The following is a 15,632-nucleotide window of genomic DNA, read 5'->3' as shown; positions in this document are numbered from 1 at the left end:
TATTGGAACTTTTATGGTTTTGTTTTTAACACTTTTTTTTGACCACATGAAATAAGACAAAACAGGCTGTATCACCTTGTGAATACAGCCTGTTGTTTTCTTGTTGAATAGTTGCTTGTGCCAGAAAATAATCAAATAATGCTAACAAGGTTATTTTCATAAGCGTACTTGATCAAGCTTGTACAGTTACGTACATCAAATTTTTGCATTACATTTCTCTTATGAGTCTCCACAGTATGCACGCTAATATACAACTGATTAGCGATCTCTTTACTCGTCAAACCCTCACAGATAAGATGAAGAACTTCACTTTCTCGTTTTGTCAGTTCCTCTTGCTGAAATTTTGTTTTTTTTGCTTCATCAACACCAAAAGCTTCTAACAAAATTACTTCTATAACTTGGTCATTAATGTATACCTTATTGTTATAAATTACGTCGACTGCAGTTAGAAAATCTATTAGACTACAGGAGAAGTCCAAAAATCCCTTGACTCCCACACAATACATTTTTCTGATAAGGTCAACATAGCAATTTTTAGAAATAATAAGGATCCGCATCCCACTGAATTTATTAATAAAATCTTCAACTTTAGCGAGTGCTTCAGCTGTATTAAAGTAAGAGATATTGAGGATTAAAAAAGAATCTACATCAAGTTTATCTACAATTTGGGATTCATCTGTAACAGTCAGAATTTCATTGTTATAATAATGTTGAGTTAAAATAAGTTTAATGCTGTCCAAATGAATATTATTATCCCCATACAGAATAAATTTAGTATTCATTTTGTGTTTTTAATGGTTATTGCTTCAAAATTACAAAACAAAAACTGTAAAAAACACCCTTTAGAGACAGGAATTTAACCCAACTTCTAGTAGGAAAAAGACGGTTCAGCCTCCAAATTATTTTAGTCACAGAAAAAAATGCTAACTTTTGGAGTAATACACACCAAACAGTCTATAAAAACAAAATAGAATTTACTAAAAATTTCGCTCAGCAAAAGTTGGTTGAATGCTATCTTTCTCGGATAGGATTACATCTAGCTCAGGTAATCTCCAGTCAATATCCAAATCTTTATCATTCCATAACACTCCACCTTCAGACTCTTTATTATAAAAATTATCGCATTTATATGCAAAGACAGCTGTCTCACTTAAAACCGAAAATCCGTGTCCAAATCCTCTTGGAACATAAAACTGAATTTTATTTTCTGCCGTCAGTTCAATACCATACCATTTTCCAAAAGTTGGAGAATCTGGTCTTAGATCTACTGCGACATCCCATACTTTACCTTCAAGGCAAGAAACGAGTTTTGCCTGAGCGTGTTCCCCTTTTTGTAAGTGAAGTCCTCTCAAAACACCATAGGACGACTTGGAGATATTATCTTGAACAAAATGACCATTAAGTCCAGTTAATTCTTCAAATTTTTTCTCATTGTACTTTTCAAAAAAATATCCTCTCTCATCTTCAAAAATGGTAGGTTCTATGATATAACAGTCTTTAAGCGGAGTTTCTATAAGTTTCATAATGATTTATTTTGAACTGATATTTGTTTTTTTAATATATATTTTAATGCTAAATACAATATAGCGGTTGGCAAAACCACCATTGCAAAAACTATTCCTAGAGAAGTACTCGTTAATAGCAAAATTACATTTAAAACCAACTGAATCATCGAGTAAAAAGTGCTGACAACAATGTGAGGAACCTTCTTATCATTAGCAAATAGCTGATATAGATGTCTGCGATGTGCTTCAAAAATATTTTCTTTTAGCCCAATTCTTTCAACAATTGTAAAAACGACTTCTGTCCCATAAACGGTAAAAAGTAAAAGATACTTATAATCACCCGTTTTATTAATTAGCAATCCTAGTAAAGCAATCAACCAAAATCCAATACCAATACTTCCTATATCCCCCATGAAACATTTGGCTTTTTTTCTAAAATTAAAAAAAAGAAAAACCAAAGATGCCAATAATGGATAGACGATAAAATCCTGATTAACAAATTCTACAACATTAGAATTAATGTACAAAAAGGTAGAAAGCATTAATAAGCTGTACAACCCAGACATCCCATTAATCCCGTCCATAAAATTGTAAGCATTAAGCATCCCTATAATAAAAATATAAAAAATAGGAATTATCCAAATTGGAAATAGTGAAAAAGCATCTAAAAAGTACAGTAATAAAGTCACGGAAACAAAATGAAAGGCCACGCGCAACTTACTGGACAAATCCATTATATCATCCAAAAAGCTAATGGTACAGATCAGTATCAATCCTAGTCCAAAAATTAAAAAATTATCTGGCTCCAACAAATTCCTACCATTTATCAACTGTGCAACCACAAAAATCAAAAATGATATTGGATAAATAATACCTCCTCCACGAAGCGTAATCTCTGTGTGTGCACTACGGTGATTTGGTTTGTCTATTATATTATATTTATCTGCTATTTTGAAATAAATCAACAATATTGAAAAAAAAACAAATAGTAATAAGGGATATTCCATCTATAATTTATTTAAAACTTTTGTGGGAGTCCAGTTAAAGTCTTTGACAATTTTTTCATTAGAAAAGGTTAGACTTTCTGTAATTTTTTTTAATTTCAATGTATTTAATGGTGCCTTTTTACCTAGTAAATTTCCCAAAAATGCTACATTTTTCAAAAAAAACAAGGGAATATTTTTGGGTTCATTTTTTCCAATTTTTTTTGAAATACTAGAGGCAATTTCGGCAAAACTAGGATGATAAGAATCTGTCACGTTATAAACTCCTCCATCATTTTGAGTTGCCAGATTTATTAGATCCGCAAAATCTTCTACCCATATAATACTTTTTCTAGCTGTACCTCCGCTTATGTTGAAATAAAATCCTTTTTTTATCGCATTGATCATATCTCCTAAATTACCAGGAGGATTATGTCCCGCAATTAAAGATGGTCTAAATATCGTTAGTTTCACATTATTTTGCTTACACCAATCTTGCAAAAAATTTTCGGCCATTATTTTACTTTTCGCATATGGAGTATCTCCTAGTAACGGTTCATCTTCTCTTATATTTATACCATATTCTCTCCCATATACAGCAACAGTACTTACAAAAATAAAATGTTTAGGTAATTGATTTTCTAGGGAATGACAAAGATTTTTTGTTCCGTAAAAGTTTATATCATAAAACTCTTGTTTTTCTAAATCTGTTTTAGGTAATGTATGTGCTTTTCCGGCAGCATGAAAAACTATATCAAATGAATCTTTTATAACAGGAGATTCTTTTGCTAGATTACAAATGATATCAGAATTCTCTAAACCAAGGGCAGTTATATCAAAGTTATATTCTTTTAATTTTGGTATAACATTTTTGCCCAAAAAACCATTTGCACCAGTAAATAAAACTCTCACTTTAATTTATATTATTTGATTTCAATTCTAATGATTTATTAAATCAACTACAATTTATTTTCTTTATATTGCCTTAGCTTTGGCAAAACCCTCAAAAACGGATATAAGATTTTACTTACTTTTAGTTCATTTTTTTTAAAAGCTTTGATGCATTCAATATTTTGCTCAATAATATTTTTAATATTTTTATTGGTAACACCTCCCAATCTCATCTTGACCAGATACTCTTGAAGATAAACAGTTGACATCTTATATTTATCTAAAAACCTTAGCATAATCTCAAAATCAGAAGCTAGTTTATATTCTAAATCAAAGAGTCCATATTTTTCATAAACCTCTCTCTTGATATACAAAGTTGGGTGAGCTGGATGCCAGCCCTTACTAAATTTTTTTCTTTTATCAGTTCTCCATTTTCTAACAATTTTATTTGTATCCTCTTGATCAACATAATATAAATCAGCATAAACTGAATCCAGACTTGGATAGGCATTAAATATATTCATTACTTTTTCGATGGCTGACTCATCACAAAACAAATCGTCCGAGTTTAATATCCCAATTACATCACCTGTAGCCATTAATATCCCCTTATTCATTGCATCATAAAGTCCTTTATCTGATTCCGAAACCAATTTCGTAACTGTATCAGAATACTTTCTAACAATATCTAAAGTAGTATCTTTGGATTTCCCATCAACTATAATATATTCTATATCATTATAGGTTTGTGACTGAATAGATTTAATAGTATCCTCAATAGTTTTTTCACTATTATAGCATACTGTAATTATTGATATTTTCATCTTAAAAAAAATTTAACATACAGCGAACTCAATATTCTTGCATAAAAAAAGCCTTAAATCAACTTTTAAATTTCACGCAAATAAAAATGGATATTCAACTATTTATATTGTAATATATTCTTTACAAGGTATTCTGAACCAACGATTAGGTTACACTAGATTGAATTTTAGATTTCAATCATTTCTTAGTTAAACTAAGATAAATTTTAAATATACATTTAAAATTTTCAGACTTATTTATCTAAAAATTTAATCAATAAATTATAAGATTAATCATAATTTAATAGCTAACATTCCAAATATATTTTTATTTTGAATCACAAACCAATAAGTTGATAACTTCTTCTATATTATTTTTTAATTTTGATGTTGAATTAACTACATTATCTTGCAAAGATAACGATAAAGCATCAACAATAGAACTTGTTTTGAATGGATCAAAAGTAATACTTGGCTCACATACTTCATAGACATACGGCAAATCAGCCGCAATAACCTGGCATCCGTTATCTATTGCTTCTACAAGACCAAGACCTAAACTTTCGGTAAGAGAAGGAAAAATAAGGTATTCTGTCATGAGATAATACTTCGTAAGTGCTTCTCTATCAACAAAACCAATATTACGTATTGGATATTTTTTTTGTTTTTCTTGTATATAATCGAAAACCTCTTCGTAATCATTTTTTACCGTAAGTGTTAGACTACCCTTACCTGATTTATCATAAAATAAACAAAAGGCATCAATCAATTTCTTGTGGTTTTTATGGGGCGTCGCATTACTAACATACAAATAAGAATATTTTTCCCTTGTGAATTTTTCGGAACAATTATTATCTTGAGGATAAAAAGGCATAACTAAAATTCTGCCTTCAGAAATGTTATATTTTTGGGAAAATTGATTTCTCACTAATTCAGACTGTACTATCCAAAAATTGGAATTTGATTTAATAGAATTCAATACGAGTATCTTTAGAGAATAAATCATTTTCTTCAAAAATGACATATCACCAGAAAGTTCTAAAAATAAATACTGATGAAAATAAGTAATGACTTTGGCTTTAAGTCTAATATTTGGTGGTAGATTTCCAAAACAGAAAACAGTGGTAAATTTATGTCTATTTTTTTTATAAAATTTACTTCTTTTAAAAAAACTAGCTGGTAAAAACTCTATAGTGTTGTCCTCTTTAATATCTTGTATCTTATTTTCAACACGAGAATCTAACAAGTAATAAATTGTTTCTTCTGTCTCTTCAAGTTGTTTAATAAGGTAATCCAAAAGAACTTTACCTCCACCTTCATTGACATATATTGCATCAATTAAAATCATGATTAATCTACTTTGGGAAAAAATTTGTATTCAAGAACTGCTTCAATTTTTCTAAATTTTTAAAATAATAAATTTTATACTCAGAAACATTCATATCGACAAATTTACCGTCAAAAGAACTTACATCAAAAAAAACATCTGCATTTCCAGAAAGATATCCATATGCGCAGTAAGTTCTAAATTGAGAATCCGAAACTGGTGTAAATCTAACAAACTGATTCACATTTCTATCCCAAATATGTATTATGGGTGTTCCTGTATTAACTTTGAGTTTTGTCAAGATAAAATAATATCCTTTTTCTAAGTTTTTTTTTGTTTCATTTATAGAGATATATTGATTTTTATCCGAAAAATCTAATTTAATACGATCTGAAAAAGAATTGTCTATTAGGTTCTTTTCAACAATTGCATTTCTTGGTGAAAAACTTCCACTTAGAGAAATTTGTTTATTGAAATTAACAGAAAAAAATTCTGGATCCGAAGAAATACCCCTTGCATCCTCTATTGGAAAAAATCTTGATTCTGGATTACTAGGAGAAACAGTTAAAGCCGACAATTGCGGAAATCCTTCAACTTTGATTCCTTTCAAAGACTGGATTCCCTGATCGGTTGACGGATAATAAAGATTAAGACTTGATTTTGCCGAAACTGAAGATTTTTCAGCAGATGCACCAACCTGAAACTCAAATTGAGAAGAATAAGAGTTAACTGAAATTTGATCACCAAAAATATCCATCCCCATAATCCTACCACCAATAAAAATATAAGTAGAACTTTTTCCATCAAAAATAAATCCTTTTGCAGAATACATTTTCTGACTAACATTAGCACCAGTATATTGATCAATTAAAACTGACTTTGGTTCTTTACCAAATTTTTCATCCCAACAGTTTTGAAAAATAATTGGAGTATATGTATTATTGCTATTAAAATAACTATTAACTGTATTTGCTTGAAATATTACATCATAAAAACTAACGCCTCCAAAACCCTGAGTTTGATTATTAAAATAAACAGCTACTTCATTAGAGTCAAATTCACAGCCATAAAATGTTTTGTTTCCAGCATGCATAACATCACCTCCCGCCTTATTGTCTAATGAATAAATACCATAATAATTAGCTTGGAAAGAACAACTAAAAAAGTTGCATCCAATATTTCCAAAAGGAAAAAAAACTGCCTTTTCAAAATTTTTAAAAAGTACATTTTTAAAGACTACATTTCCTGAATACTCATCATAAATCTGTTTATCTTCAAGACTCTTTTGACCAAAAGAAATCCCTATTCCTTTTTTATTAACTGACTCAAAAACAATCTTGGAAACTATAGATGAATATGTCCAATAAGGTGCTTTAACATTATATATCAAAATGGGATAATTGGCATCAGCAGGACAGAAATATGTATTCCCAGCGTCGCCCTCTATTTCAACATGATAAGGTACTTTCCCATTAAATTTATATCTTCCTGCTGGAAAATATAAAGATTCACCAACATTTAATGCTTGTTGAATAGATTTCGAATCATCGTGTTGACCATCACCTATCGCACCAAACCATTTCACATTTATTTTACCATCATAAACTCTTTTATAGTACTTATTGTCCTTCTTTATGTATACAATGCCATCAATCTTAGATTCGTCAATTGTGTTAATCTGAAGGAAAGTCACATCATTTTTTAGATATTTGTCTTGAACTATAACTTTTTGCTGTGAAAAAATTCTACAAAAACTTAAAAGACAAACAATTATTAAAAATCCAAATTTCACTTTTTTATTCATAACATTATTTTTTTGCTTTCTTCAAGAATAAAGCTACTAAAAATAAAAAAACTGTAGAAGTAAAGTAACCGATACCTCTGACAAATAATTCAGTAAAAAAGGTAATAACACTTGAATAATAAATGGCATCTTTTCCTGTAATTTCAGATAGATTAATCTTTTTAAAGCTAAACCAACTTTTTACAAAAGTAACTAAATAAAAAAACAAGAATATAATACCTAGAACTCCAAATTCTGAAATTATTTTAGCTGCCAAAAAACCTCCATCTTTTGCGTTTAAGTCCATACCATTTAATAAATCAATAATCCTTTGTTGGCTCACGGTTTTTAATTCAACAATACCTAATTGCTGAAATCCTATTCCAAGTCCATTGCTTCTAGCAAATGATTCTTGGACAAGCTCAAATCCTTTTAAATAAACTAATGTAGAAAGATTGGTCGTTTTGGTATTTGCAAAATCTAATCTAGACATAAAATATTCCAAATCAGAAAAAAAGAACAAGATCAAACCTCCAACTATACCAATTGGTATAAAATAAACATTGTATATAAACAATGACAATACAACTACAGTAACCAAAAAAGTTAAATTTTGAATCAAAATGGCAATGATAAGACCTACAATAAGCAGGATAATTCTCCTCCTTTGATTTCTAGCATTTAAAACATTATAACAAAAAATAGGACCAAAAAAAATTGCTAAATGTGATGGTTCTGTATACGGAAAAATTGGTTTACCATACTTCAAAAATAAACCTTTTGTGAAAAAAGAAATGATAATTATGATTATATAAAAGAGAAACATTCGACTAAAAAATCGATCGAAATATTTCTTTGGTATCCTTGATACTATTTCTGCAAAGTAATAAGCTCCAAAGAGAAAAATAAAAATAAAAATAAAAGAAGATAAACTTCTTACCAAATCATACTCTTTTTCAAAATATAGTGCTGTTAATGCAATATTAATTAAGATACAAAAAAAAATTAAGTAGAAAAAATTAAAAAAATATTTTCTAAAAGTAAGCTGTTTTTCAAAAAATAATCTAAAAATTATTAACAAAAAAACACAAAATACTGTAGCAAATGTATAAGAATCCAACTGAAAAAAATGGGCTATTGGAGGCAATAACCACAATATTAAAAAGAGAAAAAAGAAAAGTTTTCTACCCATTAATCAGTTTTTTTTTAATTATGTGTAGTTTGTAAAGATATTTTCCAAGGATGGTAAATCTTATATAATCGTACCAATAATAAGGATCAAAGTTAGAAAATAATTGATTAGATTTCCTAACATCGCTTAACTCCTTTAGAAATGATTTTGTAATTGCTCCGCTAACACCGCCTAAACTAAAATTTGCAATCACATCTTTACTTTTAATAAAATTAACTCCATGGAGATAAGCTCTCAGAATAAAATCCCAATCCGCTGCTATACGATATTTTGTTGAAAACTCCCCAATTTTCTGATAAACTTCTTTATTAACAAAAACTGTTGGATGATTGATAACCATTCCTCTTTTGAGTTTGCTTAAATCTTCTGGAGGAGGGTTGACGAATACTTCATTATCTGCTGTAATATTTCTCAAACTTCCATGGTAAATTGTCAAACCAGATTTATAAAGATTTACAATATTTTGTACAGCATCTAGTTCATAATAATCATCTGCATTAATAATTCCTATAATATCACCTGTTACCATATTTATGCCCTTATTCATAGCATCGTATATACCATTATCTTTTTCAGAAATCCATTCACTAATTTGGTTTCCAAAAGACTTAACTATTTCAACCGTGTCATCTTTACTTCCCCCGTCTATAATAATATATTCTATATTTTTATATGATTGATTTATTACACTCTCTATTGTTCTTCTAATCGATTTTTCACCATTAAAAACGACTGTAATTATAGAGACTTTCAAATTTTCATTCATAAAAACTACATTTTATTTAGTACATTATTATACACTTCAATATATTTAGAAACAACATTTTCACCATCAAATTCCGCTAAAAAACGCGCATCAACTTTGTATAAATCAGGTGATGCAAATACTTCTTTTATCCCCTTGACAATATTGTTAATATCATCTGCATTAACTCTCTGACAATCTCTAAAGTAACTTTGATAAGCAAATTTTCTATCGCTAAGAACTACCTGCTTGTCAAATGTGGCAGCTTCTAAAATTGAAATCGGTTGGGTTTCTTGTTTACTTAATAATGCAAAAACTCGACAATTCTTAACTAAGTCAATTAATTCGGGGGAATTTTCTGGAAGCCCTTTAATCCATGTGATAAAGTTAGAACTTTCGCAAATATTATCTAACTGATCTGCATAACCTTCTTCTCCAGGCAAAACTTTTCCAACAAGAATGACCTTTACTTTGTTCTTATCACATGCTTTAGCAAGATTAACTTGATTCTTTCTTTCACAAATATTTCCAACGCAAAGTACATAATCTCCAAGTTTGTAATCACCTGCTTCTTTCTCTTTTAAAAAATTATCATGAATTATATTAGGTATTATGAATAAATTTTCTGAAGGTATGTTGAATTTTTTCTCACCAATGGATTTTTGTAAGTCATTTAATACAACAACTGCATCCACTAATTTCAACATTTCTAGCTGAAATTTTTTGTAACCTATATATTTTGAAACCTTATCATATCCCCAATTTAAGACACTTTCATAATAACTTAGCAATACTGTTATTACAACTTTCTTACCGCTATTCTTTGCCCACAAAATATTATTATAGTTTGCGGCCTCCAATCCCCAAAAATGTGCAATATCATAGTCAGAATCTCTAGACCAAACGTCTATTTTCTCAACTTCTACTTTATCTGCTGCATGTCTTTTTATATTTTCGAAAAGTGTCAACATTTGAACTTCAAAACCGCCAAATGCTAAAGAGTGAGCCTGCAATGGAAAAAACTTAACCTTGATCATTCCTTAAATAATAGTTTTGAAAAATAAATAATCCTTCTTATCTTGTTCTTTAAAAATCCTAAATACCGTTTTTGAGAAACCTTTTTATTAGTGGATTCCCAAATTAAATATTTTTGCTTATCAATCAATCTATTATCGAAAAAAGTCGCAAAAGTATCATTATTCAAACTTCTAAATGTGTCTAAATTTTTGATTACAATATTGTCATGTTTTTGCTGCTGTTTCTTATTTCGCATTGTTCCCCAATCTTTGTCAGAAATAAAATTGATTGACAAAACCCCATTAAAAAAACCAGCTTTAAGAGACTCATAACAGTATGCAACATCATCCCATGGTTCATAAACTTCATTAGGAATACCTATTTTTCTAACAAGATATGTAGGGATGCAAATGGGACTTTTGATCGCAATATCTTTTTTTACAAAAAAACCGTCCTCAATATCTTGCAAACTACCTGATACACCATGTCCAAAAATTGTTTCTTCATAATCCATCAAAGGAAAAATACAACTTCTTTTGCTCAAAAGAAATTTGGAAATATTCCCTCCATGCCTCAAAGAGACTACACCTAACTTTTGATCAAACTTTGAATATAATTTGCTAAGATATGATTCTAATAATGGTTCGTTTAGTACAACATCATCCTGTAGAACAACGTTCAAACTATTTTCGTTTGTATTGATTTGTTTTAGCACAACGTTAATTGCCATAAGCTCATGTACATCATCAGCATATAGTTTTTTAATATTGATTAAAGGATTTCTATGACTAAATTCATCAACTTTATCTTCAGTACTATCCGTACAGCCATCAAGGACAGGAAAAATTGTAGAGCCTTCTCCTAATGACTTTTTAATTCCATTCAAAACATCTTCTATAAGATTTTCCTTGTTATGAATAGTAATAATATAGTTAAATTTATACTCTAATTTTTGAGTTGTTTTCATTTTAATTTTTTCTTAAAAGAATATGATAGAATATTATCTTTATATTTCAAAAAAAACCGACTCTACAATTTTTTTAAAAATACAGCAGGATTTCCACCCCATACTTCATCAGGAGGTATATTTTTTGTCACTACACTACCAGCAGCAACAATACTTCGATCACCAATGGTAACACCTTTCAAAATAATGCTATTTGCTCCAATCCAAACATCATCTCCAATTATCACTGGCTTAGTTAAAGCACCTTCTATTGTAATTCTTCTTTGTAAATAATCTAGCGGATGTGAATCTGTATCATTGATCGTAACATTGAAACCACATAACACATACTTTCCTATACTAATTGAATTTGCACATCTTATGCTAATTGCAGAAAAGCCACAATTATCACCAATTTCCAAAACACCATTTTCCCACACGTCTATGACGCAAGGATGGTTTAACCCCAAATAATGATGTTGAATCTTACTATTTAAAACAACATTGTTTCCAAATTTAATTCTTCCTTTTAATCTGAGATATGGATATCCCGCAAGCTTCCAACCTTCAAAGTTAATTTTAGGATATATTGCCGAATAATAGCTTTTTATTATGAAGCTCTTTATTCTTTCAATTAGTCTAAAAAATCTTTCAATATTTTTCATATCAATAAGTTTTTATATCCATAAAATTACATAATTATAGTCACAATTTCATTCTCTACGAATTCCAGATACCGGCTGCTTTATTTCTCAGTATTTTGAATGCTTGAATTGGATAAAAAACTGCATCTGGTAAAACAACTATTAAATAACTTATTGCTATTCCATAAACACCAAATTTTTTCACACATATGGTTGCTAATGGTAAAAATATAATACATTTAATAATTGAAATATACATTTGTAGTTTTATTTTGCCAACCCCATTTAGAAAATTCCCCCAAATACTTGCCCAATTACCAAAAACAAAAAATATTGCTAAACTTAATGAAAGAGTGCTTGGTACAATAACATTTTTGCCTACCCATAAATTATATGAAAAGTCTGCAATGACAAATTGTATTGCTCCTAAAACCAATAAAAAGATCCATACATAAATAAGTTTTCTAATAGTAGATTCTATCCAATCTGTGTCTTTTCTCACCCATGCATCTGTAAATGCACTCCATATCGCAGGCATTATTATGGAAAAAATCAGCGATGTTATTGAAAAGTACCTATATGCAATATTATAGACTGTAACTTGTTGAGGATCTAAATTTTTTGAGATAATTAAATTAGAAGTTGAATAAATAATCAACATTGAGGCTTGAGCAATAAAAAATTTAGATCCCAAATTAAATATATCCGATACTATTTTTTTATCATAGTACGAAAATGATGGCCGGTATTCTGAATATTTTTTATTAAATAAAAAAATTGAAGCTCCTAAAAAGACTAAAACAGGTGCAATCCCTGTAGCAATTGCTAGATATAATAAAGATCCTTTAGTGGTTTTTATTAGTATAAAAATAATTAAAATTGTTAATAACTGAGTTAGCATATCAAAAAATGAAGCTTGCCCAGCTTTCTGATCTGCCAGCAAAATTGTATTAATCAGTTTTAACACAATTTGCAAACAAAAAAAAGATACAACAATTATTGCCAAACTGAAAAGCTCATTACTCATTGTATATGGAGCGTTAATTAATTTAGGCCAATCAACAAAAAAGTTACATATAATGAAAACCACCCAAACAATAAAAAAAATTACACCAACGAAAATATAAGTAGTACTTACATAAGATTTTGCAATTTCATTTTCTCCCTTTGCCTTTGCTTCAGCAAAGCGATTTCTCATACCATTTCCAAAGCCTACATCAAAAAAAACTAACCACGATACAATTGAACTCAAAGTAAGCCAAATCCCATATTGGGTAGGGTTTACATAATTAATTGTTAATGGAACAAGTAAAAAAGTAATACCTAAACTAACTATTTTAGTTAAGTAAGAAAGGATAATATTTTTTTTTAGACTTATGCTTCTTTCATTCTCAGAGTTAACAAAAATATCTTTATTTTTTTTTGAGTTCATTTAAGTAATTTATTATGTCAAAAAAATCAAGAATGATACCATGCAAACATTTGCTTTATCCCTTCTTCAATTTCAACATTATATTTCCAACCCAAACTATTCAATTTTGAAGGATCAGTTAATTTTTTCATTGTCCCATCAGGTTTTGAAGAATCAAAAGATATATCGCCTTCATAACCAACCGTCTTTTTTATCAGTTCAGAAAGCTCCTTTATTGAGATATCTACTCCTGTTCCAATGTTAATATGTGTGTTTCTGATCTCAGACTTATCAAGTTTTAAATCATTAAAATCTACATTCTCCATCACATAAATACAAGCATCTGCCATATCTTCACTCCATAAGAATTCTCTCATAGGTTGCCCTGTTCCCCACAGTTCAACTCTGTTATTAAAAATTCCAAACTTAGCTAAACCTTCTTCAATTTCAGCGTTGGTAGCATCAGTAGCTAAGAAACTAATAGGTCTTTTCTGTAAATCATAACGAATCTGATCCCAATTACCTTCCATTAAAGCTTTAGACAACGTAATTTTTCTGAGCATCGCAGGAAGAACATGACTTTTTTCCAAATCAAAATTATCATTTGGACCATATAGGTTCGTCGGCATTACAGATATAAAATTGGTACCATATTGTATGTTGTAACTTTCGCAAAGCTTAAGTCCTGCAATTTTTGCAATTGCATAAGGTTCATTAGTATATTCTAAAGTATTGGTCAATAATTCATCTTCAGATATTGGTTGATTAGCATTTTTTGGATAAATACACGTACTTCCAAGGAAAAGCAGCTTCTTTACATTATATTTATAGGATGCACTAATTACATTATTCTGAATATTAAGATTCTTTAGTAAAAAATCAGCTCGGAATGTGTTATTTGCCATGATTCCTCCAACAAAAGCGGCAGCTAAAAAAACATATTCCGGCTTCTCTTCCTCAAAAAATTTGGTAACTTCTAATTCATTCTCAAGATTTAATTCAGTTGATGTTTTTCCAACCAAATTAGTAAATCCCTTTTCCGTAAGTTTTTTCCAAATAGCAGACCCAACTAAACCGCGATGACCTGCTACATAGATTTTACTATCTAAATTCATTATTGCGCCTTTTGTTTTTCTGCTAATACAAGATCAGATGTAATCATATCTTTCACAAGCGCTTTCAAGTCGTATTTTGGTTCCCACCCTAATTTTGTCTTAGATTTGGTTGGATCTCCTATCAATAAATCTACCTCAGTTGGTCTATAATATTTAGGGTCAACACGGACTACAACTTTCCCAATTTCTAACTGATAGTTTGGATTATTGCAAGATTTTACTTTTGCTATTTCATTTTCTTGCTCTCCTTCAAAATCTAGCTCAATTCCTACTTCAGCAAAAGACATTATAACAAAATCTCTAATATAAGTAGTTACACCTGTTGCGATTACATAATCTTCAGGTTGATCTTGTTGTAAAATTCTCCACATCGCTTCGACATAATCTTTCGCATGCCCCCAATCTCTTTGAGAATTAAGGTTACCTAAATATAAGCAGTCTTGCTTACCAAGAGCGATTGCTGCAGTAGCCATTGTAATTTTACGAGTTACAAAAGTTTCACCTCTTCTTGGGGATTCATGATTAAACAATATACCATTGCAAGCAAACATATTATATGCTTCACGGTAATTTTTAGTAATCCAAAAGCCATAAATTTTAGCTGCTCCATACGGTGAACGAGGATAAAATGGAGAATTTTCATCATAAAAGCCTTTTTCATTTTTATTCTCGGCAAGTCCTCCGTATAATTCAGAAGTAGATGCCTGATAAATTCTGGTCTTTTTTTCAAGCCCAAGAATTCTTACAGCTTCCAAAATTCTTAAAGTTCCAATTCCATCAACATTTGCAACATATTCTGGTGAATCAAAAGAAACCTTTACATGAGACATTGCTCCTAAATTATAGATTTCATCAGGCTGCACTTCTTGTATAATTCTAATAATATTGGTAGAATCAGTAAGATCACCGTAATGAAGTTTAAAATTTACATGATTCTCATGTTGATCCATATATAAATGATCAATTCTTTGCGTATTAAAAGAAGAAGCTCTTCTTTTAATGCCATGAACCATATATCCTTTTTCTAGAAGAAGTTCTGCTAAATATGAACCATCCTGACCAGTCACCCCAGTTATGAGAGCAATTTTTGACATATTTTTTTTTTTTGATTAATAATTATATTTTCAATATTTAATATTTTATTAAAATGTACAATGTGAGTTACACATTAAATAACTTGAAAATTTAGAATTTAAAAATATTTTGTTTAATTTGTTCTTATCTAAAAAATCATAATCTGTAGTTCCTCTATTTTAAGAGATATTATAGA

Annotated in this window: 15 protein-coding genes; all 15 read right to left on the bottom strand. The window is 29.5% G+C overall.

Annotated features, from left to right (window positions below; genetic code table 11):
* Nucleotides 1-131 precede the first annotated feature (131 nt).
* Entirely contained in the window at nucleotides 132-782 is a 651-nt protein-coding gene (locus tag AC4AGG_RS06940; protein ID WP_489771264.1) for a response regulator transcription factor, read from the bottom strand.
* A gap of 195 nt (nucleotides 783-977) precedes the next feature.
* The gene (gene rfbC / locus AC4AGG_RS06935; protein ID WP_489771263.1) at nucleotides 978-1,523 is read right to left on the bottom strand and encodes a dTDP-4-dehydrorhamnose 3,5-epimerase; all 546 of its coding nucleotides are present in this window, start codon (nucleotides 1,521-1,523) and stop codon (nucleotides 978-980) included.
* Entirely contained in the window at nucleotides 1,520-2,512 is a 993-nt protein-coding gene (locus AC4AGG_RS06930; protein ID WP_489771262.1) for an MraY family glycosyltransferase, read from the bottom strand. The genes rfbC and AC4AGG_RS06930 overlap by 4 nt, the downstream gene beginning before the upstream one ends.
* On the bottom strand, nucleotides 2,513-3,400 hold the full coding sequence (locus AC4AGG_RS06925; protein WP_489771261.1) for an NAD-dependent epimerase/dehydratase family protein: 888 nt from the start codon (nucleotides 3,398-3,400) through the stop codon (nucleotides 2,513-2,515).
* 47 nt (nucleotides 3,401-3,447) lie between these two features.
* On the bottom strand, nucleotides 3,448-4,203 hold the full coding sequence (locus tag AC4AGG_RS06920; protein WP_489771260.1) for a glycosyltransferase family 2 protein: 756 nt from the start codon (nucleotides 4,201-4,203) through the stop codon (nucleotides 3,448-3,450).
* A 307-nt stretch (nucleotides 4,204-4,510) separates the two neighbouring features.
* Entirely contained in the window at nucleotides 4,511-5,530 is a 1,020-nt protein-coding gene (locus AC4AGG_RS06915; protein ID WP_489771259.1) for a glycosyltransferase, read from the bottom strand.
* A gap of 7 nt (nucleotides 5,531-5,537) precedes the next feature.
* A complete protein-coding gene (locus AC4AGG_RS06910; protein WP_489771258.1) occupies nucleotides 5,538-7,313 on the bottom strand; it encodes a glycosyl hydrolase family 28-related protein in 1,776 nt (591 codons plus the stop codon).
* 4 nt (nucleotides 7,314-7,317) lie between these two features.
* Nucleotides 7,318-8,484, bottom strand: coding sequence for a hypothetical protein (locus tag AC4AGG_RS06905; RefSeq protein WP_489771257.1), 1,167 nt, complete (start codon nucleotides 8,482-8,484; stop codon nucleotides 7,318-7,320).
* Complete coding sequence (locus tag AC4AGG_RS06900) at nucleotides 8,477-9,250, bottom strand: glycosyltransferase family 2 protein (protein WP_489771256.1); 774 nt, start codon at nucleotides 9,248-9,250, stop codon at nucleotides 8,477-8,479. Before AC4AGG_RS06900 ends, AC4AGG_RS06905 begins: the two co-directional genes overlap by 8 nt.
* 5 nt (nucleotides 9,251-9,255) lie before the next feature.
* Complete coding sequence (locus AC4AGG_RS06895) at nucleotides 9,256-10,266, bottom strand: glycosyltransferase family 4 protein (protein WP_489771255.1); 1,011 nt, start codon at nucleotides 10,264-10,266, stop codon at nucleotides 9,256-9,258.
* Nucleotides 10,263-11,213, bottom strand: coding sequence for a hypothetical protein (locus AC4AGG_RS06890; protein ID WP_489771254.1), 951 nt, complete (start codon nucleotides 11,211-11,213; stop codon nucleotides 10,263-10,265). The genes AC4AGG_RS06895 and AC4AGG_RS06890 overlap by 4 nt, the downstream gene beginning before the upstream one ends.
* A gap of 62 nt (nucleotides 11,214-11,275) precedes the next feature.
* Nucleotides 11,276-11,857: an acyltransferase gene (locus AC4AGG_RS06885; protein WP_489771253.1), complete on the bottom strand. Its 582-nt coding sequence runs from the start codon at nucleotides 11,855-11,857 to the stop codon at nucleotides 11,276-11,278.
* A gap of 55 nt (nucleotides 11,858-11,912) precedes the next feature.
* Nucleotides 11,913-13,268, bottom strand: coding sequence for a lipopolysaccharide biosynthesis protein (locus tag AC4AGG_RS06880; protein WP_489771252.1), 1,356 nt, complete (start codon nucleotides 13,266-13,268; stop codon nucleotides 11,913-11,915).
* A gap of 26 nt (nucleotides 13,269-13,294) precedes the next feature.
* Nucleotides 13,295-14,362, bottom strand: coding sequence for a GDP-L-fucose synthase family protein (locus AC4AGG_RS06875; protein WP_489771251.1), 1,068 nt, complete (start codon nucleotides 14,360-14,362; stop codon nucleotides 13,295-13,297).
* Nucleotides 14,362-15,456: a GDP-mannose 4,6-dehydratase gene (gmd, locus tag AC4AGG_RS06870; RefSeq protein ID WP_489771250.1), complete on the bottom strand. Its 1,095-nt coding sequence runs from the start codon at nucleotides 15,454-15,456 to the stop codon at nucleotides 14,362-14,364. Before gmd ends, AC4AGG_RS06875 begins: the two co-directional genes overlap by 1 nt.
* Nucleotides 15,457-15,632: the final 176 nt, after the last annotated feature.

The organism is Chryseobacterium sp. CG10_8 (assembly GCF_058117085.1).
The sequence above is the reverse complement of the archived record's forward strand: the minus strand, read 5'-3'. Positions and strand labels throughout refer to the sequence as shown.

Bases quoted from the DNA above. Each gene is read 5' to 3' on its own strand.
- AC4AGG_RS06940 (WP_489771264.1), bottom strand. From the start codon at position 782: ATGAATACTAAATTTATTCTGTATGGGGATAATAATATTCATTTGGAC.
- rfbC (WP_489771263.1), bottom strand. From the start codon at position 1,523: ATGAAACTTATAGAAACTCCGCTTAAAGACTGTTATATCATAGAACCT.
- AC4AGG_RS06930 (WP_489771262.1), bottom strand. From the start codon at position 2,512: ATGGAATATCCCTTATTACTATTTGTTTTTTTTTCAATATTGTTGATT.
- AC4AGG_RS06920 (WP_489771260.1), bottom strand. From the start codon at position 4,203: ATGAAAATATCAATAATTACAGTATGCTATAATAGTGAAAAAACTATT.
- AC4AGG_RS06915 (WP_489771259.1), bottom strand. From the start codon at position 5,530: ATGATTTTAATTGATGCAATATATGTCAATGAAGGTGGAGGTAAAGTT.
- AC4AGG_RS06910 (WP_489771258.1), bottom strand. From the start codon at position 7,313: ATGAATAAAAAAGTGAAATTTGGATTTTTAATAATTGTTTGTCTTTTA.
- AC4AGG_RS06905 (WP_489771257.1), bottom strand. From the start codon at position 8,484: ATGGGTAGAAAACTTTTCTTTTTTCTCTTTTTAATATTGTGGTTATTG.
- AC4AGG_RS06900 (WP_489771256.1), bottom strand. From the start codon at position 9,250: ATGAATGAAAATTTGAAAGTCTCTATAATTACAGTCGTTTTTAATGGT.
- AC4AGG_RS06895 (WP_489771255.1), bottom strand. From the start codon at position 10,266: ATGATCAAGGTTAAGTTTTTTCCATTGCAGGCTCACTCTTTAGCATTT.
- AC4AGG_RS06890 (WP_489771254.1), bottom strand. From the start codon at position 11,213: ATGAAAACAACTCAAAAATTAGAGTATAAATTTAACTATATTATTACT.
- AC4AGG_RS06885 (WP_489771253.1), bottom strand. From the start codon at position 11,857: ATGAAAAATATTGAAAGATTTTTTAGACTAATTGAAAGAATAAAGAGC.
- AC4AGG_RS06880 (WP_489771252.1), bottom strand. From the start codon at position 13,268: ATGAACTCAAAAAAAAATAAAGATATTTTTGTTAACTCTGAGAATGAA.
- AC4AGG_RS06875 (WP_489771251.1), bottom strand. From the start codon at position 14,362: ATGAATTTAGATAGTAAAATCTATGTAGCAGGTCATCGCGGTTTAGTT.
- gmd (WP_489771250.1), bottom strand. From the start codon at position 15,456: ATGTCAAAAATTGCTCTCATAACTGGGGTGACTGGTCAGGATGGTTCA.